Source organism: Geobacillus sp. C56-T3, assembly GCF_000092445.1.
GTDB classification, from domain to species: domain Bacteria; phylum Bacillota; class Bacilli; order Bacillales; family Anoxybacillaceae; genus Geobacillus; species Geobacillus thermoleovorans.
The window spans coordinates 1,880,684-1,900,832 of sequence record NC_014206.1; the positions used below are offsets into that span (position 1 = coordinate 1,880,684).

At 52.7% G+C, this 20,149-nt stretch carries 16 protein-coding genes, 7 tRNA genes, 1 rRNA gene and 2 pseudogenes; 23 read left to right on the forward strand and 3 right to left on the reverse strand.

All coding sequences use genetic code 11. From position 1 onward, the window contains the following. Nucleotides 1–107: 107 nt before the first annotated feature. Together GC56T3_RS09335 and GC56T3_RS09340 are read left to right on the forward strand one after the other, a co-directional pair. Entirely contained in the window at nucleotides 108–1,325 is a 1,218-nt protein-coding gene (locus tag GC56T3_RS09335; protein ID WP_013145308.1) for a threonine synthase, read from the forward strand. A gap of 29 nt (nucleotides 1,326–1,354) precedes the next feature. Next, a pseudogene (locus tag GC56T3_RS09340) lies at nucleotides 1,355–1,739 on the forward strand (ECF transporter S component); the annotation flags it as partial. A gap of 68 nt (nucleotides 1,740–1,807) precedes the next feature. Here GC56T3_RS09340 and GC56T3_RS09345 read toward each other — a convergent pair. Both GC56T3_RS09345 and GC56T3_RS09350 read right to left on the reverse strand, forming a co-directional pair. Continuing rightward, a complete protein-coding gene (locus GC56T3_RS09345) occupies nucleotides 1,808–2,422 on the reverse strand; it encodes a sulfite oxidase-like oxidoreductase (RefSeq protein ID WP_013145309.1) in 615 nt (204 codons plus the stop codon). Nucleotides 2,423–2,818: 396 nt separating this feature from the next. Continuing rightward, nucleotides 2,819–4,099 (reverse strand): IS110 family transposase, encoded by a 1,281-nt coding sequence (locus tag GC56T3_RS09350; RefSeq protein WP_041468208.1) that lies wholly within the window; start codon nucleotides 4,097–4,099, stop codon nucleotides 2,819–2,821. Nucleotides 4,100–4,525: 426 nt separating this feature from the next. Between GC56T3_RS09350 and GC56T3_RS09355 the strand changes: the two genes are divergently transcribed. The 5 genes and pseudogenes from GC56T3_RS09355 to GC56T3_RS09375 all read left to right on the forward strand — a co-directional run bounded on the left by GC56T3_RS09355 (nucleotide 4,526) and on the right by GC56T3_RS09375 (nucleotide 9,080). Continuing rightward, nucleotides 4,526–5,212 (forward strand): DUF969 domain-containing protein, encoded by a 687-nt coding sequence (locus GC56T3_RS09355; protein ID WP_013145310.1) that lies wholly within the window; start codon nucleotides 4,526–4,528, stop codon nucleotides 5,210–5,212. Then, nucleotides 5,213–6,175 carry a DUF979 domain-containing protein gene (locus GC56T3_RS09360; protein WP_013145311.1) on the forward strand — a complete coding sequence of 321 codons (963 nt, stop codon included), beginning with the start codon at nucleotides 5,213–5,215 and terminating at the stop codon, nucleotides 6,173–6,175. It abuts the gene before it with no gap. 29 nt (nucleotides 6,176–6,204) lie between these two features. Then, nucleotides 6,205–6,852 carry a pyroglutamyl-peptidase I gene (gene pcp / locus GC56T3_RS09365; protein ID WP_013145312.1) on the forward strand — a complete coding sequence of 216 codons (648 nt, stop codon included), beginning with the start codon at nucleotides 6,205–6,207 and terminating at the stop codon, nucleotides 6,850–6,852. Nucleotides 6,853–6,893: 41 nt separating this feature from the next. Further along, nucleotides 6,894–7,131, forward strand: a pseudogene (locus tag GC56T3_RS20235) (transporter, sodium/bile acid symporter family protein); the annotation flags it as partial. Between the two features lie 278 nt (nucleotides 7,132–7,409). Continuing rightward, nucleotides 7,410–9,080, forward strand: coding sequence for a DUF6044 family protein (locus tag GC56T3_RS09375; protein WP_013145313.1), 1,671 nt, complete (start codon nucleotides 7,410–7,412; stop codon nucleotides 9,078–9,080). 44 nt (nucleotides 9,081–9,124) lie between these two features. On the opposite strand, the gene GC56T3_RS09380 is transcribed toward GC56T3_RS09375, so the two are convergent. Then, a complete protein-coding gene (locus tag GC56T3_RS09380) occupies nucleotides 9,125–9,757 on the reverse strand; it encodes a DUF2238 domain-containing protein (RefSeq protein ID WP_013145314.1) in 633 nt (210 codons plus the stop codon). 326 nt (nucleotides 9,758–10,083) lie between these two features. Between GC56T3_RS09380 and GC56T3_RS19965 the strand changes: the two genes are divergently transcribed. The 16 genes from GC56T3_RS19965 to GC56T3_RS09455 all read left to right on the forward strand — a co-directional run bounded on the left by GC56T3_RS19965 (nucleotide 10,084) and on the right by GC56T3_RS09455 (nucleotide 20,115). Beyond that, nucleotides 10,084–10,173 (forward strand): putative holin-like toxin, encoded by a 90-nt coding sequence (locus GC56T3_RS19965; protein ID WP_021322622.1) that lies wholly within the window; start codon nucleotides 10,084–10,086, stop codon nucleotides 10,171–10,173. Between the two features lie 343 nt (nucleotides 10,174–10,516). After that, nucleotides 10,517–10,633: ribosomal RNA gene (gene rrf, locus GC56T3_RS09385) — 5S ribosomal RNA — on the forward strand. A gap of 9 nt (nucleotides 10,634–10,642) precedes the next feature. Next, nucleotides 10,643–10,717, forward strand: a tRNA-Val gene (locus GC56T3_RS09390). Nucleotides 10,718–10,721: 4 nt separating this feature from the next. Continuing rightward, a tRNA-Ala gene (locus GC56T3_RS09395) sits at nucleotides 10,722–10,793 on the forward strand. Nucleotides 10,794–10,799: 6 nt separating this feature from the next. Then, a tRNA-Leu gene (locus GC56T3_RS09400) sits at nucleotides 10,800–10,882 on the forward strand. A 17-nt stretch (nucleotides 10,883–10,899) separates the two neighbouring features. Next, nucleotides 10,900–10,992 (forward strand) — tRNA-Ser (locus tag GC56T3_RS09405). A gap of 151 nt (nucleotides 10,993–11,143) precedes the next feature. Next, nucleotides 11,144–11,216: transfer RNA gene (locus GC56T3_RS09410), tRNA-Thr, on the forward strand. A gap of 17 nt (nucleotides 11,217–11,233) precedes the next feature. Then, nucleotides 11,234–11,315, forward strand: a tRNA-Tyr gene (locus GC56T3_RS09415). A 10-nt stretch (nucleotides 11,316–11,325) separates the two neighbouring features. Beyond that, nucleotides 11,326–11,399: transfer RNA gene (locus tag GC56T3_RS09420), tRNA-Ile, on the forward strand. 217 nt (nucleotides 11,400–11,616) lie between these two features. Beyond that, the gene (locus tag GC56T3_RS09425; RefSeq protein ID WP_011231247.1) at nucleotides 11,617–11,916 is read left to right on the forward strand and encodes a phasin family protein; all 300 of its coding nucleotides are present in this window, start codon (nucleotides 11,617–11,619) and stop codon (nucleotides 11,914–11,916) included. 51 nt (nucleotides 11,917–11,967) lie between these two features. Next, nucleotides 11,968–13,644, forward strand: coding sequence for an AarF/ABC1/UbiB kinase family protein (locus tag GC56T3_RS09430; RefSeq protein ID WP_013145315.1), 1,677 nt, complete (start codon nucleotides 11,968–11,970; stop codon nucleotides 13,642–13,644). A 270-nt stretch (nucleotides 13,645–13,914) separates the two neighbouring features. After that, nucleotides 13,915–14,505 carry a CBO0543 family protein gene (locus tag GC56T3_RS09435; RefSeq protein ID WP_013145316.1) on the forward strand — a complete coding sequence of 197 codons (591 nt, stop codon included), beginning with the start codon at nucleotides 13,915–13,917 and terminating at the stop codon, nucleotides 14,503–14,505. A gap of 251 nt (nucleotides 14,506–14,756) precedes the next feature. Beyond that, the gene (locus tag GC56T3_RS09440) at nucleotides 14,757–15,176 is read left to right on the forward strand and encodes a CoA-binding protein (protein WP_011231244.1); all 420 of its coding nucleotides are present in this window, start codon (nucleotides 14,757–14,759) and stop codon (nucleotides 15,174–15,176) included. Between the two features lie 156 nt (nucleotides 15,177–15,332). Then, nucleotides 15,333–17,270: a DNA topoisomerase IV subunit B gene (gene parE, locus GC56T3_RS09445; RefSeq protein ID WP_013145317.1), complete on the forward strand. Its 1,938-nt coding sequence runs from the start codon at nucleotides 15,333–15,335 to the stop codon at nucleotides 17,268–17,270. 59 nt (nucleotides 17,271–17,329) lie between these two features. Beyond that, nucleotides 17,330–19,774: a DNA topoisomerase IV subunit A gene (gene parC, locus GC56T3_RS09450; protein WP_013145318.1), complete on the forward strand. Its 2,445-nt coding sequence runs from the start codon at nucleotides 17,330–17,332 to the stop codon at nucleotides 19,772–19,774. Beyond that, nucleotides 19,771–20,115 carry a PilZ domain-containing protein gene (locus tag GC56T3_RS09455; protein WP_013145319.1) on the forward strand — a complete coding sequence of 115 codons (345 nt, stop codon included), beginning with the start codon at nucleotides 19,771–19,773 and terminating at the stop codon, nucleotides 20,113–20,115. Before parC ends, GC56T3_RS09455 begins: the two co-directional genes overlap by 4 nt. The last annotated feature ends 34 nt before the right edge of the window (nucleotides 20,116–20,149 follow it).

Below are 20,149 nucleotides of genomic sequence, written 5' to 3' on the forward strand. Positions count from 1 at the left end.
AGAGGACGGTTATGGTATAATGAAAAGGCCAGTGCCTCGTCAGAAACGCGAAAGTAGGTGCTTCCTGCCTCGTGCGGATGAAACAAATGGAAAGGAGAAGCCAAACCATGTCATTCAGCTACGTGTCTCATCTGTATTGTCCGAAGTGTGAACGTACATACGATGTCGACCAAATCCATCAACTTTGCGAATGCGGTTCGCCGCTTCTTGTCGCTTACGACTTGGAGTCGATGCGCCAAAAAGTCAAGAGGGATGTGCTGAGGGAACGTGAAGCGAATTTATGGCGTTATCATGAGTTGCTGCCGGTAAAGCATCCTGAACATATCGTGTCGCTCGGCGAAGGGATGACGCCGCTTGTGCCGATGATGCGGCTTGGCAGAAAGATCGGCATTGAAGCGCTCTACATGAAAGACGAAGGGGTCATTCCAACAAGAACGTTCAAAGCCCGCGGGGCGGCGGTCGGGGTTTCCAAAGCCAAGGAACTGGGCGTCAAGCAGCTTGCGATGCCGACAAACGGCAACGCCGGCGCGGCATGGTCGCTCTACGCGGCGCGGGCGGGCATTCAGGCGACAGTCGTCATGCCGGTTGATGCACCGGAACTGACGCGAAAGGAATGCGCCATCGCTGGGGCGGAACTGTATTTAGTCAACGGCCTCATTAGCGATGCCGGGCAAATCGTCGCCAAAGCGATCCGCGAATACGGATGGTACGATGCGTCGACGTTGAAAGAACCGTACCGGATTGAAGGGAAGAAAACGATGGGACTGGAGATCGCCGAACAGTTCTCGTGGCAGCTCCCGGATGTCATTTTGTATCCGACCGGCGGCGGCGTCGGGTTGATCGGCATTTACAAGGCGATCAAAGAACTGCAGGCGCTCGGCTGGGTGGACGGCCGCATGCCGCGGCTTGTCGCTGTGCAGGCCGAGCATTGCGCGCCGATCGTCAAGGCGTGGAAGGAGAAAAAACGTGAATCGGAGTTTTGGCCGAACGCCCATACAGTGGCGTTTGGCATCAATGTGCCGAAAGCGCTTGGCGACTTTCTTGTTCTTGAGGCGGTGTATGAGACGGACGGTTGCGCTATTGCCGTCAACGATGAAGCAATTTTGGCTGAACAGCGGACGGCAGCCGAACTCGAAGGGGCGTTCATTTGCCCGGAAGGAGCGGCGGCGTTTGCGGCGGCACGAACGTTGCGCGAGAGCGGTTGGATTCGTGATGGGGAGACGGTCGTCGTATTAAATACCGGAACCGGGCTGAAATACGCCGATACGGTGGACGTCCATCCGCCGGTGCTCGAGCCGGGGGATATGCTTCCAAAGGAGAATTGACAAGTTGGCGGAGTAGGCGCCAAACAGAAAACACATTTTTCGTCGGCAGCGCGACCGGTGTTCCGGTCGGGCAGATGGCCAATTTCACCGCCGGGGTGGCGTTCATTTTGCCTGTTTCCTAATATTTATCGGAAAGCGGCGTCGAAAAAAGGCATGTTGCTGGGGCTGGCGGCGGGAACGGCGACAATGGCTCTCATCATGAGCGTGCTCAACTACTGCGTCTTTTTGCCGGCATACACTCTTTTTCTTGGCGCTCCGGCGATGAGCGCCCCGGAAACAAAAGCATTGGTCATCTCGGCGATTTTGCCGTTTAACGTCGTCAAAGGAGCGATCGCGGCGGCGGTGTTTATGCTTCTCTTTTTGCGTCTTGGCTCTTGGCTTGAGAAACAAGCTGCATCCCGCCAAGCCGCTTGATGATCAAAAAGCGAGGGTGTTTTTCTCAACCCCCTCGCTTTTTTGTTTTGCCGACCGCCTTGGCTTCGTCAAAAGCGAAGACGCGGCACCCACTCGGCAAACCGCTCCTCTTTAAACGGGTTGGCGGTCATCGAATAGCCGCGCTCCTCCCAATAGCCCGGCTCATCTTCCTTCATAAAGCGGATGCCGGACGCCCATTTCGCCCCTTTCCATAAGTAAAACGTCGCCGGCGGAATGAAACGGAGCGGATAGCCGTGCTTCGGCGAGATGTCCTGCCAGTCGTGATGCTTGTCTTTCCATCGATAGACAAACAAGGCATCATCGCCCATCAGCGCTTCAAGCGGCAAGTTCGCCGAATAGCCGAACCGGTCGCCGTTTAAATATCCGTAAATTTTCACGTATTTCACATCAGGATCTAGCTCGACAAAGCGCAAAAACTCGCGGAAGGCGATGCCTTCAAACGTCGTGTCGAATTTTGACCATGTTGTGACACAATGCATATCGATGGTTGAAACCGTCTTAGGCAGCTGCATCACTTCTTGATACGAAAGCGACACTTCCTCTTTCACATCGCCGAACAATCGGAAATTCCACGTCGCTTCATCGAATTGGTACACATCGCCCTCATGCAAAATCGGCCATTTTTCGGTTTCGAATTGGCCGGGAGGGAGTTGTTTGGTCATGGTCGGCACCTCCCTCTAGAAATGTTGATTTATCAAGGCTTTTCGGCCCCTCAGGGGTGTCCAAAAAATATTTTTCGACAAAATCCCTTACATCCTTTTTCAGTTTTGTGGATATCTTACAGACCTAGGGTGCGCTTCGCGGCCACGGCTGGGGATATTTTCCTTCCGTGGGGAGAAGCGTATTCGATGCACCCTTTGGATCTCCGCGTCGCTGATGAGGACGAACCCTCCCATGTCTCCGGGCGTCTTCGCGCCAACATTCCCTCGTTCGGTCTCGTCATCAGGCGGAGGCCGGCCAAGCTCCTTTGGGGACTCAAGGTCGAATGGATAAAATCACGCCAGCTTCTCCGGTGTCATCCTGTTGTCCAACGATTCTTCCGTTCGCAGGGGGAGGCCTTAGGCCGCCCGTTGCACCTGGGACAAGACGTCCTGTTTCATTCGCTCCGCGTCAAAGGCTTGTTTCTTCGTACAAATCGCAAACAGCACATTCAACAGCTTCCGGCATAATGCGACGATGGACTGCTTTCCGGTCAGCGGATTGACGGGGCGGGTCGTGTAATACTCATGCAGCTCGCGAAACGCCTCGTTGTGCCGGATCAGCGGAATCATCGCCCGAAACAGCACCGATCGCAGCCGTTTCCGTCCCCGTTTGGAGATGTGCTTTTGCCCTTTGCGCTGGCCGGAGGAGTTCTCTTTGAGCGTCAGGCCCGCCAACTTCACCAATTGACGCGGGTCCCGATAGTGGGCGAAGCTGCCGATCTCCGCCAGCAGATCGATGATCGTGGCGTCTCCCAACCCGTCGACCGTTTTCAGCCATTGATACTCCATCGTCGTTTGAACCAACGCCTTCAACTCGGCGTCCAACGCGGCGATCTCAGCCTCCAATTGGCGGTATCGGCGGACGAGCGCGGCGATTTCAAACCGGGCCATCGTCGTCCCTTCCGTCACCCCAATCGAGTCCTTCGCGGCGTCGATCAACGCCTGAATTTTGGCCTTCTGCGGGCATTTCAGCCCTTCGCTTTGCCGGTACACCTCGATGAGCTCCTCGGCGGATCGGCTGGCCATATCGGCCGGAAGCGGCGTCCACTCCAGCACCGAAAGCGCCGTTTTCCCCAGGTCGCGAAACACCGTCCAAAACTCCGGAAAATACCGGTCGGTCCAGCGGACGATCGCGTTTTTCACCGCCGTCTGTTCCTTGCGGAGCTTCTCTTTGAGCGTGCTCCCGACGCGCAAATCGGCTTCGATCTCGTGCAGCAGCCGGGGGACGAGGAATCGTCCGTCTTTCGCCAGTCTGGCGATGACCAGGGCGTCTTTGGCGTCATGTTTCGTCGGCAGGTTGTCATCGAGTTCTTTCGACCGGCACACATGCGCCGGGTTGACCATGACCAACGGGATCCCGTGCTCCTCGAGGAAGTAGGCCAGGTTCAACCAGTAGTGCCCGGTCGGCTCCACCGCGACGATCACCTGCGGCTTTCCGAACGCTTGCATCGCCTCCTGAATCGCTTCATACAGCTGGCGAAAGCCCTCTTTCGACTGGAAGATCGGGAACGATTTGCGAAGCACACGCCCCCGGTCATCCACGAAGCAGGCGTAGTGGGTTCGTTTCGCGATATCGATGCCCACGACAAGCGTTTGTTCGGTGACTTGATCAATTTTATAGTTTTGTGTACAATTCATCTGAAGTCCTCCTTGGTATGGTGAGTGATGTGTTTGACACCCCTGCATCATACCAAGAGGGCTTTTTTTGATCAAGTCCCCGGAAAAGCTCCTAACGGGAATGCTCCTTTTTCTGCTAAATTTCTCTTAATTATTCATGATACAAAATAGGGGCAAGGGATGCAACGAAGAGGGGGCTTGATGTATCATGACGGGTTCGGTCAAGTTGATGTTTTATTTTGTAAAGTAAATTTTCGGTAAGTATTTATTGATTTTTCATTTTTCTCAATTATATAATGATAATAACAAATTTGAAACTATTGTTCCGAAATATGGAACGACAGATGGAGGAGAGGGGGATGCCGACTAAGAAATAGAGTGGGGTGAACGACGTAACGATTTGTATTAACATTTGCCGTAAAATGTGCTGGAGAGGAGAAGAGAAACATGGTGCTCATTGGAGTGTTGATCGTCATCATCGGCTTCATTGTTCGCATTAATCCACTTCTTGTCGTGACAGCGGCTGGATTGGCGACAGGATTGCTCGCCCATCAATCGCTGTATGACATTATTGAACAATTTGGAACAGCGTTTACGACCAACCGGTATATGGCGGTGTTCATCGCCACATTGCCCGTCATCGGCATTTTGGAACGTTTTGGATTGCGTGAACAGGCAGAGAGTGTCGTGGCGAAAATCAAAGCCGCGACAACAGGACGAATCTTGACCGCTTATTTGATCATCCGGGAAGCGGCTGCTGCGGCTGGGCTTACTTCCATTGGCGGCCATGCACAAATGGTTCGCCCGCTCGTCGCTCCTATGGCAGAAGGAGCGGCGGAAGCGAAATACGGAAAACTGCCGGACCGTGTCCGGGATGACATTCGCGCTCATTCCGCAGCGGTGGACAATATCGGGTTGTTTTTTGGCGAGGATGTGTTCATCGCCATCGGAGCGATTTTGTTGATGAAAGGATTTTTTGATCAAAACGGCATTCCTTCTGATCCGCTGCATATGGCGTTATGGGCGATCCCAACGGCCGTAGCCGCGTTGATCGTTCACAGCATCCGCCTGCATCGGCTGGACCGCTCGCTTCACAAGCTCCTTCATCGGGAGAATGGAAAGGGGAGAGAGTGAATGTGGCTGTCCATTGAAGCGGTGTACATATTTTTAGGCATTGTGGTTGTGTTGGGAAGCTTGTGGACCTTTGCCGATCGCCAAAACCCGAAGCGCTTCACATCAGGGTTGTTTTATTTCCTTTATGGTGTGACACTGCTGTTCGGCAGCATCATTCCCCCGTTTTACACCGGAGTGCTTGTGCTTATCATGGTGGCCATTGTCGGAACCGGGGGATTGAAGCTCGGAAGCTACCAAGAGGCGACGCCGGAAGAGAGAAGACAACATCGCGATCGATTGAAACATCGCCTGTTCATTCCGGCCTTGTTGATTCCGGTTTTGACTGTCATCGGCGTGACATGGCTGAAAAATGTCAAGGTTGGGAATGCCTTCATTTTAGATCCGAAAAACGTGACCCTTGTGTCTCTTGGTCTAGCGACGTTCGTTGCTTTGCTTGTCAGTCTGTGGATCACTCGGTCTACCCCTGTTATGGCGGTCAAAGAATCGCGCAGGCTGCTTGAATCAATCGGCTGGGCCGCCCTCTTGCCGCAGATGCTGGCAACGCTAGGGACGATTTTTACGACTGCTGGGGTAGGCGCCGCTGTTTCCAATTTGGTAGGAAACATCATTCCGACTCATTCGTTGTTTTGGATTGTGGTGGCCTATTGTATTGGCATGGCTTTGTTTACGATGATCATGGGCAATGCTTTTGCCGCGTTTCCGGTCATGACAGCGGGGATCGCTGTTCCACTGCTGATTAAACAATTTGGCGTCGATGCGAATCATGTGGCCGCCCTCGGGATGTTTTCCGGCTACTGCGGCACCTTGATGACACCGATGGCGGCGAATTTCAACATTGTTCCTGCTGCTCTGCTTGACTTGAAGGATAAAAATCATGTCATTCGTGTGCAAGTGCCGACAGCGTTGGTTCTTTTGGCGTTCAACATCGCCGCAATGTATGTGGTCACTCTCATGGATTTATAATCCGATAACGGGAAAGGACTGAAGATACGATGAAAAAAGTGCTCGTGACAGGATTTGATCCGTTTGGAGGAGAAACAGTGAATCCATCGCTGGAGGCGGTCAAGCAAGCAGCCGGATGGAAAAACGATCGGTATATCGTTGAAGTTCGGGAGATTCCAACCGTATTTGGCCAATCATTAGAAATCTTGCATGATGCAATGAAGCAAGTGGATCCCGATATTGTGATTTGCGTCGGACAGGCGGGAGGGAGAGCCGATATTTCCGTTGAAAGAGTAGCGGTGAACATCAATGATGCCCGCATTCCCGACAACGAAGGTCATCAGCCGATTGACGAACCCGTTGTTCCAGGCGGGCCTGTTGGCTATTGGTCAACTTTGCCGGTCAAAGCGATTGTCCATGAGTTGAGGCGTCACGGCATACCAGCCTCTGTCTCTTATACAGCGGGAACGTTTGTCTGCAACCATGTGTTTTACGGATTGATGCATTATATTGCCCAAGTGAAGATGCCCATTCGGGCCGGATTTATCCATATTCCGTATCTGTCGGAACAAGCAGCCCGGCATCCAGGACAGCCTAGCATGGCGTTAGAAACGATTGTGAAAGGACTGCGGATTGCCATTGACGTGACGGTCGAACGTGAAGAAGATATCCAAGCGGTTGGCGGGCAAATTTGTTAAGGGGGATTCGTCCAGTTGCCTTTGACTTCAGCCTGCCCCTTCTGCTCGGCATGGATTTGGCTAAACAAAAAGCGGTCGCCATGGAGGTAGGAATGCAAAACTCCGGATTAGGCGTGGCGATCGCCACGGCGAATTTTTCACCCTTGGCGGCTGTTCCAAGTGCGATTTTCAGCGTGTGGCACAACAATATATATATCCGAAGCGATCCTCGCGGCGATTTTCAGCCGGAGGGAAGAGAAGGACCATCTGATAGGATTAAAGGAAAAGTCAAGGGTGTAGAAGCAGGTGTAAACAGCGGTTTTGTAAGAGAGAGGCCGCTGTTTTCTATTGTGTATTGTAGTGGGGAAGCTATCTACCATAAGTTGTCCTTAATATTTTAAGATAGGTGTGCATAGAGAAAATAGAAGGGGCAAAAAATGCGAATGAAGAGGAGACTGAGAAGAACGCGCAGCCCCCCTTTTCATAAATCACCACCCTCTTCGACCGTCCTTAGGAATAATTTTCTTCTCATTGCACACCGTATCCAATAGAAACTTGGAAACGGGAGCGTGATGCCAATGGCCGAACAAAGAGAACGATGGTTTTTCCTTTTGGCGCTTGGCCTCATCGCCCTTTACGTGTCCCCACTGTTTATTCTTGGCGAGAACGCCCATATTCGCGTCCACGATAATTTGGATTCCAACATCGCCTGGTACAAAGTGCTTGCTGAAAGCGGGCAAATCACCGGGCCGCTTGACGCGAAGATTCCGCAAATCGCCAACGGCAAGTTGTCAAGAAATGCCCTCGGTTCGGAGTTGACCGGCATCGTCTGGCTGCACGCGTTATTTCCCACGATGACTGCTTATGCGCTCAGCCAAACGATCACGAGGGTGGTGGCGTTTGTCGGTATGTATTGGTTGTTAAAAACACATTTCCTGCCCGAGCCGCGTTGGATGGCCGTCCGCATCGGCGTGGCGCTCGCATTTGCCCTGACGCTGTTTTGGCCGTCGGGGATGTTAAGCACGCTGGGCATGCCGCTTGCGCTTTGGGCGTTTTTGAGCATCCGAAAAGGTGAGGGGAAGTGGAGACATTACGCCGCGCTTACGCTTCTCCCGTTTTATTCCAGCTTTGTGCTCGGATTTTTCTTTTTTCTTGCCGCCATGGGCGTTTTTTGGCTTGTTGATGTGCTGCGTGGGAAGGGGTGGAACATCCGCTTTTTGACTTCCATCGCTTACATGACGCTGTTGTATTTGCTTGTCGAGTACAGGCTTGTCTACTCGTTTTTATGGGAAGATGAGCCGACGAGCCGGGATGAGTACTTCCATGCCCGTTTGTCGTTTTGGCATTGCGTCCGTTTGACGTGGAAAAACTTTCTCCTCGGCCACCATCACGTCATGACCGAGCATACATTTTTTATTTTGCCGGCCTGGTTGATGGCCTTGTATCTCGTTTTCATGAAAAAACGATGGAAGCAAGAACGGTTATTTCTTTTCCTATTCGGACTGAATTTCGCCCTGTCGGCGTGGTATGCATTTTGGTTTTATAAAGGGTGGCTGCCGCTTACCGAGCGGTTTCATTTTTTAGACACGTTTAACTTTGCCCGCTTTCATTTTTTGCGCCCGCTTGTCATTTATGTGCAGTTTGCGCTGGCGCTGAAAATCGTATGGCAATACAGCGAAAAAGGAGAAAAGTGGGCGAAGCGGCTGCTAGCGGCCCAAGTGATCTTGGTGTTTTTGATTAACGAAGAAATCGTCTTCCGCTACGAGCCGACGGTGAAGCAATTTTACGCGGAAAAACAGTTCCAAGAAATCAAGCAATACATCGGGCTCCCGGTGTCCGACTACCGCGTCGTCAGCATCGGCATTCACCCCGCCATCGCCCAATACAACGGGTTTTACACGCTCGATACGTACAACAACTTTTATCCGCTGTCATACAAATACGAGTTCCGCAAAATCATTGAACGTGAACTGGAAAAAAGCAAAACGATCCGCACATATTTTGACGAATGGGGCGGGCGCTGCTATATTTTTACAGCGGAACTTGGAAAACGGTACATGTTCACGAAACACTCGAAAAAGCGGCTGAAGAACTTGCAGCTGAATACAGAACAGTTGAAAAAAATGGGCGGCCGCTATATTTTCTCGGCGGTTCCGATTGATAATGCGGCGGAAAATGGACTCGTGTTGGACCGTGTATTCACGTCCGATGAGTCGGCGTGGACGATTTATTTGTATAAGGTGAATTGAAAACAGCGGCTTCTCTTGAAAAGGGAAGCCGCTGTTTTACGAGCCTAGCTGCGGGGCTGATCCAACCGCGCGAGTTGCCGGTCGTGCCACCTTGAGAGCAGCCATAGGGCAATCAGTGTCCCAATCAATGTGCATACCATATCCCATTGGGTGTCCCAAATATCGCCTTGCGTGCCCAAAAAATCTTTCGATGCCTTTCCTCCTTTGGAGATGATGGAGACGAGCCATTCGATGATTTCATACAGGGCGGCGATGGCGAGCGACATGCTTGTGACGATCGTGAAAAGCCAAGGGCCGCGCGACAGCGGCGTTTTCCGCAGCGCAATCTCCCTTAGGACGAGGGCGAACGTCCCTTTGAGGAAATGGCCAAACCGGTCATAATGGTTGCGTTCGAAATGGAACGCATCTTTGATCCAGTTAAAAAAAGGAACTTTGGAGTAAATATAATGGCCGCCGATCAACATGAGGACCGCCAGCATGGCGATGATGGCATACGACATCGTTGTCAGCCGGAAGCGTTGATACAGGGCCATCACGATCACAAGCCCCACAAGCGCTGGGGCGACCTCAAGCGCCCACACCGCATAGCTGGTTGGACGAATGGCCGACCAAACGAACACAGCAGCGACGATCAGCAACAACAGCCCATGAATGCGGGTTTGCCTTGCTTGTTCCACCTTTTTTCCTCCTTGGAACAGCGAGATTCGTCTATGGTCATTATTCGGAAAAACGCTGATTTTATACAAATCATTTTTTCGAGCGCTTGATGAAAACGCCGGAGTTTCAGCGGTTATAGGAAGCAGGGAAGAAGGACTGTGGAAGCGGCGGTACGAAGCAACAGGAAAAGTGGCGTTTGTCCCCCTCGGGTAAGGAAACATTCCTAATTTTCAACGAGGATGCGAATGTATATTCGCATTTGTTTGATTTGATGGTATAATGAAACATGCACAGCCATATGCAGGGTGGGCAGTGGCCACTCCCTCAACGAAAGGGGGTGGTGCTGATGATGTCGATTGCCGACGCGCTGACGCTCATGATTGCGTTTGCGTCACTCATCGTCGCGGTGATCGCCGTATCCAAAGACAAAAAGTAACCCACCCTGCTAGGCCGAGGCGAGGGTAGGTTACGATGCCCGAGGCTTGGGCCACTGCACTTCTTGCAGCGGCTGTGTATGGACAGGGCATTGGTGGCCGCCAATGCCCTGCTTTATTATACGTTCCTTCTTCCTTTATTATACGCGTATAAAGAAGGGGATGACAAGAACTTTAGAGAAAGGGACAGTGAAGATCGAAAAAAATGAAAAAGAGGGTTGACTCTTTCATTTTTTTATAGTAAACTTTACATTGTCGTTCCGATTCTGAAAGAACTGAAATATAAAGATACAAAAAAACTTGACAAACTTTTGGATTGCTTTATAATAAAAATCGTCGCCATTGCCTAGTGGTGATAGCGGGGGGGGAACACCCGTTCCCATCCCGAACACGGAAGTTAAGCCCTCCAGCGCCGATGGTAGTTGGGGCCAGCGCCCCTGCAAGAGTAGGTCGTTGCTAGGCAAACAACGTGGAGTATTAGCTCAGCGGGAGAGCACCACGTTGACAGCGTGGGGGTCACTGGTTCGATCCCAGTATACTCCACCATCATGGGGCGTTAGTTCAGGGGGAGAACGCTTCGCTGGCAGCGAAGAGGTCAGGGGTTCAAATCCCCTACGCTCCATTGTATGCGGTCGTGGCGGAATGGCAGACGCGCTAGGTTGAGGGCCTAGTGGGGGCAACCCCGTGGAGGTTCAAGTCCTCTCGACCGCATCGCTCCAAACAGCTATGGAGGAGTACCCAAGTCTGGCTGAAGGGGTCGGTTTCGAAAACCGATAGGGGTGTCACAGCCCGCGGGGGTTCGAATCCCTCCTCCTCCGCCATAAATATTGATTTAGCTCAATTGGTAGAGACGAGCATCTGCATCGTCGAATTTGCTTCGAGTTGCCTCGACGCATCCTGCTTCCTCGAAACAGCTTGTAGAGGAAGAGGCACAGAGCACAACAATGAGCCACCTTCTTGCATTTATTTTATGCCGACTTAGCTCAATTGGTAGAGCAACTGAATCGTAATCAGTAGGTTGCGGGTTCGAGTCCTGCAGTCGGCATTTTTTATTTTTATTATGGAGGGGTAGCGAAGTGGCTAAACGCGGCGGACTGTAAATCCGCTCCCTTTGGGTTCGGCGGTTCGAATCCGTCCCCCTCCACTTTATGAGCGGGCCTATAGCTCAGCTGGTCAGAGCGCACGCCTGATAAGCGTGAGGTCGGTGGTTCAAGTCCACTTAGGCCCATCTCTATGACAGACGGCAAGAGTGATTCTTGCCGTCTTTTTTTACTTGTGACCGGGTTGCATCGAAAACATGAAGGAGTTCCTGTGAATCGTTGTCCAATGATAGCATGCCGCATCGACCTGTCTCCTATACAAAAGAGCTGCCGTCTAGCTCGACATGGATCGCCAAAGAATGGTACAATAAGGAAAACACAATGGCACAAGGAGGCTGCAAACGAATGAGCATTTTGAAAAAAGGATTGGCATTCGGGCTGGGATTGGCGATTGCAAGCAAAGAACAAGTGGAAAAGATCATTGACGAGCTTGTCAAAAAAGGGGAATTGTCGCTTGACGAATCGAAGGAAGTGATCGATCAATGGAAGCAGCAGACCGAAGCGCGGAAAACGGAAGTGCAGCGGCTTGTACGCGAGCAAATCAAGCAGGTGATCGATAAACTTGATTTGGCGACGAAAGAAGACGTGCGGCAACTCGAGGAGCGAATCCGCCGTCTTGAAGAAAAGGAACAAAGCGGGCAGTAAACCGATGCGGCCTGTCCGCTCGCTTTTTGCCGCCTTAGGAGAGATGTCCCGATGATCGGAAAACGGATGCGCCATATCGGAAGGTATCACGAAATCGCCGTCTCCTTGCTTCGGCACGGATTCGGGATGATCGTCGATGAGCTCGGCTTTTCGTCTTTTCTTTCTTTGCCGCCGCGATGGAGAGCGGAGCAAGGGAAAAAGGAAGGAAAAACGGTTGGGGAGCGGCTCCGCCTTGTGCTCGAGGAGCTCGGCCCGACGTTCGTGAAGCTCGGGCAAATTGCTAGCACACGGCCGGATTTGATTCCCGCTCCGATCATCAGCGAGCTCGAAAAACTGCAAGACCAAGTTCCGCCGTTTCCGTTTGCCGACGTTCGCCGGAGGGTGGAAACAGAACTTGGGGGTTCGCTTGAAACATTGTTTCGTTCATTTGACGAAACGCCGCTCGCTGCCGCTTCGCTCGGACAAGTGCACCGGGCGGTTCTTCCTTCCGGACAAGCCGTGGCGGTGAAAGTGCAGCGTCCGCACATCGCTGCGCGGGTGGAGACGGATCTGGAAATTTTGCAAGATTTGGCCGTGCTGGCGGAACGTCGTCTCGATTGGGCGGCAACCTACCAATTGTCTGAGATTGTCGATGAACTGGCGCGTTCATTACGGCAGGAGCTGGATTATACAGTCGAGGCGCGCTATGCGGAACGGTTTGCACAGCAGTTTGCCGACGATTCGTCGGTGTATGTCCCGAAGGTGTTTTGGGATTATACGACGAAAACAGTGCTCACGATGGAATATGTCGAAGGAATGAAACTTGGGGAGCTCGAGCGGCTGAAAGCGAACGGCCACTCCTTAAAAACGATCGCCGAGCGTTTGGCTGAAGCAACCTTTAAACAAATGTTTGAGCATGGATTTTTTCATGGCGACCCTCATCCTGGCAATGTATTTGTTCTCCACGATGGAACGCTTTCCTTCATTGACTTTGGCTTGATGGGCCGCCTTCGACCTCATGTCAAACATCATCTTTCTTCACTCATCATCGCCTTAATGCGGCAAAACACGGATGGGGTGTTGGGTGCGATTTACGGCTTAGGGATTGTTCCTGACGGAGTCCATGAAGGAAAATTGCGCGATGATATTGACGAGTTGCGGGAGAAATACTACCGCGTCCCGCTCGGTGAGATCAGTCTTGGGGAAGCCGTCGAGGATTTGCTTTCGGTGGCATTTCGCCATGGCATTCGCATCCCAAGCGATTTGACGCTGTTAGGGAAAGCGCTGTTGACGGTCGAAGGGGTCGTGGAGACGCTTGACCCGCAGTTTCGCATCATGGACGTTGCCGAACCGTTTGGGAGAAAGCTGATGAAAGAGCGTCTTCGGCCTGATCGCGTGGCAGAAACAGCGTGGAAGCGGATTTTTGATTATGGTGAATGGCTGCTCCGACTGCCGGAGAGCGTAAAGGAATGGACGAAAATGATGCGGCATGGCAAGCTTCGATTGGAAATCACGGCTCCTGATTTGGAAGCGCTGCTAAAGAAGCTCGACCAGATTGCGAACCGGCTGTCGTTTAGCATCGTTCTTCTTTCGCTGAGCATCGTCCTCGTCGGCCTGATGATCGCTTCATCGCTCGGTCGGCCGTCGACGCTGCTGTGGAAGATTCCTGCTGTTGAAATCGGATTGGGTGCGTCCGCTTTTCTATTCGGTTGGCTGCTTTACTCGATTTTTCGTTCAGGAAAATTTTAGCGTTTGTTGCACAATGATTTCTTTGTTTGGAAATTCTTGAAAGTTTGATACAGTCCGATCCATCGAGGGTGTCCCAAAAACACAGCGGGACACCTTTTCTTCATCAATAATTAAATTTGCACGAAGCACGTTTGTTAAGCCATGCTAGGCAGCCTGATGGAGTGGAAAGCCGGTGAGGGCGCCGGAATAAATTCCACACTTTGGATTATACTAACAGTGCTGTCTGAGACAGCGTTTAGGGAGTGGGAAATGGGTTAGGGAGGATCGATGATGACGGTTTCTCTTCCTGTTGTTTGGACGGTGGAACTGGCAGCGGTTATGTTGAGTATAGCGGGAAGTTTTTGGATCGCCAAACGGCATATACGGAGATATGCGGTTTTGTATGCATTCAGTGCGGTGACAGGCATCGTTCTTTGCCTTGCGTTTGTCTATGCAGGCTTTTACTCCTTCCCTGTTAAGCTCGTTCCTTATACACCGATTCCGCTCGTTGAAATGGCAACCGTCATTCCGTTTTTCGTTTTGTTTGGAGTCAAGTACAGTCCGGAAAGCTGGGCATGGAAGTTGCCGTTTTACTTTGCGATGGTGCAGTTGATTATGTTGTTCGAGTTGGTTGCTCTTGTATCGCCGCTCCCTCTGATTGATTATAAGGAACAGTGGGATGTGTGGGATTCATACACCGCCTGGTGGCTGTATTTGCTTTTCTTTGAGTGGATGGGCGGAAAAATCGTCCCCCAAAAAGCGCGCTCCCCGCTTGCGGCTTCCTCTTTCCGCTACGGCCGGTGGGGATGGATGATCGTCCATGCGATTGCCATGACGACCGTTTTTTTAGCTGGAGTGTACGCCGGGTGGAACATAAAATAACTGGCAGCAGGTCATCCATGTTCGGACAGCCAGCAAACAGAATGTCTGGATGCGGACGAGAAAGCGGATCGATGCGTAGGCGATGAATATGATGTTCAAGTTTGCGTCTGTTGTGGCCGGCCTAGGATGTGTGGGCGCTGTGCAAAAAAGATCGATGATTTTTTCCTTTTTCTATTGGCTGGGCAGGATTTTGATCTGGCTGGAGCGAAACTAGTACAGCAAAAAGGAGAATAAAGGAAGGAGAGACCTCGATGTCCATTGTCAACCCAAGCCGGGAAGAAATCGGTGAAATTTTGCGCAAGGCGAAACGGATTGCCGTCGTTGGGTTGTCCAACAATCCGGAGCGCGAGTCGTATATGGTGGCGAAAGCGATGAAAGACGCTGGATACGAAATCATTCCGGTCAATCCGATGATCGATGAGTGGGAAGGCATTCCGGCGGTTGATCAACTCACCGATATCGAAGGCCATGTCGACATCGTCGATGTGTTCCGCCGCTCTGAGCATTTGCCCGAGCTGGCCCGCGAGTTTGTGCAAATCGACGCTGACGTGTTTTGGGCGCAGCTTGGCGTCGTCAATGAGGAGGCGTATCGCTTTTTGAAAGAAAAAGGCTACACGGTCATTATGGACCGCTGCATTAAAGTGGAACATGCGCTCACCAAGCGTGCTTAATCCATGAAACGGCCATCTTGTTCGAGATGGTCCTTTCGTTTTTTTTTGTCGCACTTGTCCGAATTTGTCGGGGGATGTCAAAAGGCAATGGACAGTCGGGAAGTTTGTGGTACAATAGAAACAGATGTTCTTGTTTTTGTAGGAAGGGGTGGCCTTGTGGCAAAGCGAGCGACATACGAATATAACGAAGATGCCATTCAAGTGTTGGAAGGGCTTGAGGCAGTCAGGAAGCGGCCGGGGATGTACATTGGCAGCACCGACAGCCGCGGCTTGCATCATCTTGTCTATGAAATTGTTGACAATTCGGTCGATGAAGCGTTGGCCGGATACGGAAACTACATTTTGGTGCAAATACATAAAGACAACAGCATCACGGTTTTGGATGAGGGGCGCGGCATGCCGGTCGGGATGCATAAGCTTGGCAAGCCGACGCCGGAAGTCATTTTGACCGTGCTTCATGCCGGCGGCAAATTCGGCCAAGGCGGCTATAAAACGAGCGGCGGCCTGCACGGAGTCGGGGCGTCGGTTGTCAACGCCTTATCAGAATGGCTGGTCGTCACGATTCATCGCGACGGCTTCATTTACCGGCAGCGGTTTGAGCATGGAGGCAAACCGGTGACGACGCTAGAGAAAATCGGCACAACGAACAAAACCGGAACCATCATTCAATTTAAGCCGGACCCAACGATTTTCAGCACGACGGTCTTCGATTATGAAACATTGAGTGAACGGCTGCGCGAATCGGCGTTTTTGCTGAAAGGGTTGAAAATTGAACTCGTTGACGAACGGACCGGCATGCGGGAGGTGTTCCACTACGAAAACGGAATTGAAGCGTTTGTCGCCTATTTGAATGAGGAGAAAGATGTGCTCCACCCGGTTGTGTATTTTGCTGGCGAGCAAAACGGCATTGAAGTCGAGTTTGCGTTCCAGTTTCACGACGGTTATTCGGAAAACGTGCTGTCGTTTGTCAACAACGTGCGCACAAAAGACGGCGGCACGCATGAGGCGGGTGCGAAAACGGCGATGACGCGCGTTTTTAACGAATACGCCCGCCGCGTTGGTCTGCTGAAGGAAAAGGACAAAAACCTCGAAGGGTCTGATATTCGCGAAGGGTTGTCCGCGGTCGTTTCGGTGCGCATCCCAGAGCACTTGCTGCAGTTTGAAGGGCAGACGAAAGGAAAGCTCGGAACGAGCGAAGCGCGTTCGGCCGTCGATGCGGTGGTGTCCGAGCAGCTCATGTACTTTCTGCAAGAAAACCCGGACGTAAGCGCGATGCTCATTAAGAAAGCGATCCGGGCCTATCAGGCGCGTGAAGCGGCCCGCAAAGCGCGCGAAGAGGCGAGAAGCGGCAAAAAGCGGAAAGGGAAAGAGGCGCTCTTAAGCGGCAAGCTGACGCCGGCGCAAGGGCGCAATCCGCAAAAAAATGAGCTCTATCTCGTTGAAGGCGATTCGGCGGGCGGTTCGGCGAAACAAGGGCGCGACCGTCGATTCCAGGCGGTGCTTCCGCTGCGCGGAAAAGTCATCAACACGGAAAAGGCGAAACTTGGCGATATTTTGAAAAACGAGGAAATCAATACGATCATCCACGCCATCGGCGGCGGCGTCGGGGCTGATTTTTCGCTCGATGATGTCAACTACGACAAAGTGATCATTATGACCGATGCCGACACGGACGGCGCCCATATTCAAGTGCTGCTTTTGACGTTTTTTTACCGCTACATGCGTCCGCTGATTGAAGCGGGAAAAGTGTATATCGCCTTGCCGCCGCTTTACAAAATCAGCAAAAAAAGCGGCAAAAACGAAATCGTCGAATATGCGTGGACGGACGAGCAGCTGAAAGAAATTACGAAAAAAATGGGCCGCGGCTATACGATTCAGCGCTATAAAGGGCTCGGCGAAATGAACGCCGATCAATTATGGGAAACGACGATGAACCCACAGACGCGTACGCTCATCCGCGTGCGCATTGAAGATGCGGCCCGCGCCGAACGGAGGGTGACGACGCTCATGGGCGACAAAGTCGAGCCGCGCCGCAAATGGATCGAAACGCACGTCGCCTTCGGGCTCGAAGAGGAACCGGGATGGATCGGCTGATGGCGGCGTGAAAAGGCGCGGCCTTTTTGGCGCTGATGTGTTAGGAAAGGAGAATGACGATGGCAGAACGATTGCTGGAAATGCCGTTAGAGGACGTGCTTGGCGACCGCTTTGGCCGCTACAGCAAATACATTATCCAAGACCGGGCGCTCCCGGATGCGCGCGACGGGCTGAAGCCCGTGCAGCGCCGCATTTTGTATGCCATGTACATGGATGGCAACACGGCTGATAAACCGTTTCGCAAGGCGGCGAAAACGGTTGGAAACGTGATCGGCAACTTTCATCCGCACGGCGACTCATCGGTGTATGAAGCGATGGTGCGGATGAGCCAAGAGTGGAAGCTGCGCAACGTGCTGGTGGAGATGCACGGCAACAACGGCAGCATCGACGGCGACCCGCCGGCGGCGATGCGCTACACGGAAGCGCGCCTGTCGGCGATTGCCGCCGAGTTGCTTCGCGATATTGACAAAGAAACGGTTCCGTTTGTGCCGAACTTTGACGATACGACCGATGAGCCGACCGTCCTGCCGGCGATGTTTCCGAATTTGTTGGTGAACGGCTCGACCGGGATTTCGGCCGGCTATGCGACCGATATTCCGCCGCATGCGCTTGGCGAGGTGATCGACGCCGTCTTGATGCGGATCGACCGGCCGGATTGCACTGTTGACGAGCTGATGACGGTTCTTCCTGGCCCCGATTTTCCGACCGGCGGCATCATCCAAGGGAAAGACGGCATCCGCAAGGCGTATGAGACCGGCCGCGGGAAAATCATCATCCGCGCCAAAGCCGCCATCGAGCAGGGAAAAGGCGGGAAAAAGCACATTGTCATCACGGAACTGCCGTATGAAGTGAACAAAGCGAATTTAGTGAAAAAAATTGACGAGCTTCGCCTCGACAAAAAGCTCGACGGCATCGCCGATGTGCGCGATGAAACGGACCGGAACGGGCTGTCGATCGTCATCGAATTGAAAAAAGACGCCGATGCGGAAGCGATTCTCAACTACTTGTACAAAAATACGGATTTGCAAGTGCCGTACAGCTTCAACATGGTGGCGATCCATGAGCGCCGGCCGAAGCTGATGAGTTTGCCGGAGCTGTTGGATGCCTACATCGCCCACCGGAAAGAGGTCGTCACCAACCGCTCGCATTTTGAGCTGAAAAAAGCGAATGAGCGGAAGCACATCGTCGACGGCTTGATTCGGGCGCTTTCCATTTTGGATGAGGTGATTGCGACGATTCGTGCTTCAAGCGACAAGCGCGACGCCAAAGAACGGCTGATGGCTCATTACGGATTCACCGAAGCGCAGGCCGAGGCGATCGTGACGCTCCAGCTGTATCGGTTGACGAACACCGACATCACGGCGCTGCGTCAAGAAGCGGAAGAACTGGATCAAGCGATTGCGGAACTTACGGGGATTCTCGCAGATGAAAAGAAGCTGCTTGGCGTCATCAAAAAAGAGCTGAAGACGATGAAAAAGCAATATGCCGATGAGCGGCGGACGGTGATTGAAGAGGAGATTGAAGAGCTGAAAGTGAAGGTGGAGGCGCTCATTCCGGCGGAAGACGTGATCGTCACCGTGACAAAAGAAGGATATGTGAAGCGGACGAGCTATCGTTCATACAGCGCCTCAAACGGTCAAGACATGGGCATGAAGGAAACGGATCGGCTGCTCGCCCAGCTCGAGATGAATACGACCGATGTGCTCTTGCTTTTCACCCGCCGCGGTTATTATTTATACTGCCCGGTGCATACGCTCCCTGATATCCGTTGGAAAGAGGTCGGCCAGCACATTTCCCATCTCATTCCGCTTGAACGCGACGATGAACTCGTCGCCGCTGTTCCAGTCTCTTCCTTTAACACCGGGGAGCAGCTCATCTTTGTGACGAAACAAGGGCTCGTAAAGCGAACGGAGCTCGCTCAATACCAAGTGCAGCGCTACACCCGCCCGCTTGTGGCCGTTAATGTGAAAGAGGATGATGACGTCATCGCCGTCTACGCGACGGATGGATGCGGCCATCTTTGGCTTGCGACGCATGATGGACATGCGCTCTTGTTTGCCGAGGAGGAGATCAGCCTTGTTGGCGTGCGCGCGGCTGGGGTGAAAGGGATTCAATTGAAGGAAGGGGACTTTGTCGCCGCTGCGTGCCCCGTTCGCCTAGAAGAGGGGGGCTCCTTCGTCGTCGTGACGCAGCGCGGGGCAGTGAAAAAAGTGGCGATGAGCGAGTTTGAGCCGTCCTCACGAGCGAAGCGCGGCGTTGTGATCGTACGTGAAGTGAAATCCAACCCGCACCGAGTTGTCGGCGCCGTCTTTGTCAGCAGCGATGAGGAAATGGTCGGATTGCGGACGGAAAAAGGGGTGGTCGAGACGATCGAAGCCGCTTCCCTTCGTCTCTCCGACCGCTACAGCACGGGTTCGTTTGTTGTTGACACTGACGAAGCCGGGATGGTGGTGGATGTCTGGAAAGAACCGACGAAGCTGCTTGGAAAAGGGGAGGAAGGATGAGGTTCAAGCGTCAAGAACCGTTCCGGTATCAGTTTGGCCGGCCGCTCCCGGCTGAACTGCGCACAGCCGATGGCGAGCGCAGCGTCTACATTCACGATCTAAGTCCGCACGGGATGAAAATCGAAACGGAAGGCCGCCTTCCCTTTTCAACAGGGGGAACGCTGGTTGACATCTCGTTTTGGCTAAACGCTGCCCCCTTTACGCTGCGGGGGCAGCTTGTCTGGGAAAGACCGTTTGTCCACGCCTACTATTATGGCGTCCGCCTCCATGTCACCAAACAAGAAGAAGCGCACTTGATCGAAGCCATCAAACGACATGCGGCCGAGAGCCGCCGAATATGACGCAAAAAGGGGCCCGAGTTTTGGCGGGGCCCTT

Excerpts from the sequence above, each read along its gene's own strand:
- GC56T3_RS19965 (WP_021322622.1), top strand. The coding sequence starts at position 10,084 with ATGATGTCGATTGCCGACGCGCTGACGCTCATGATTGCGTTTGCGTCA.
- pcp (WP_013145312.1), top strand. The coding sequence starts at position 6,205 with ATGAAAAAAGTGCTCGTGACAGGATTTGATCCGTTTGGAGGAGAAACA.
- GC56T3_RS09440 (WP_011231244.1), top strand. The coding sequence starts at position 14,757 with ATGTCCATTGTCAACCCAAGCCGGGAAGAAATCGGTGAAATTTTGCGC.
- GC56T3_RS09350 (WP_041468208.1), bottom strand. The coding sequence starts at position 4,099 with ATGAATTGTACACAAAACTATAAAATTGATCAAGTCACCGAACAAACG.
- GC56T3_RS09360 (WP_013145311.1), top strand. The coding sequence starts at position 5,213 with ATGTGGCTGTCCATTGAAGCGGTGTACATATTTTTAGGCATTGTGGTT.
- GC56T3_RS09375 (WP_013145313.1), top strand. The coding sequence starts at position 7,410 with ATGGCCGAACAAAGAGAACGATGGTTTTTCCTTTTGGCGCTTGGCCTC.
- GC56T3_RS09345 (WP_013145309.1), bottom strand. The coding sequence starts at position 2,422 with ATGACCAAACAACTCCCTCCCGGCCAATTCGAAACCGAAAAATGGCCG.
- GC56T3_RS09335 (WP_013145308.1), top strand. The coding sequence starts at position 108 with ATGTCATTCAGCTACGTGTCTCATCTGTATTGTCCGAAGTGTGAACGT.
- parC (WP_013145318.1), top strand. The coding sequence starts at position 17,330 with ATGGCAGAACGATTGCTGGAAATGCCGTTAGAGGACGTGCTTGGCGAC.
- GC56T3_RS09430 (WP_013145315.1), top strand. The coding sequence starts at position 11,968 with ATGATCGGAAAACGGATGCGCCATATCGGAAGGTATCACGAAATCGCC.
- GC56T3_RS09435 (WP_013145316.1), top strand. The coding sequence starts at position 13,915 with ATGACGGTTTCTCTTCCTGTTGTTTGGACGGTGGAACTGGCAGCGGTT.
- GC56T3_RS09425 (WP_011231247.1), top strand. The coding sequence starts at position 11,617 with ATGAGCATTTTGAAAAAAGGATTGGCATTCGGGCTGGGATTGGCGATT.
- GC56T3_RS09355 (WP_013145310.1), top strand. The coding sequence starts at position 4,526 with ATGGTGCTCATTGGAGTGTTGATCGTCATCATCGGCTTCATTGTTCGC.
- GC56T3_RS09455 (WP_013145319.1), top strand. The coding sequence starts at position 19,771 with ATGAGGTTCAAGCGTCAAGAACCGTTCCGGTATCAGTTTGGCCGGCCG.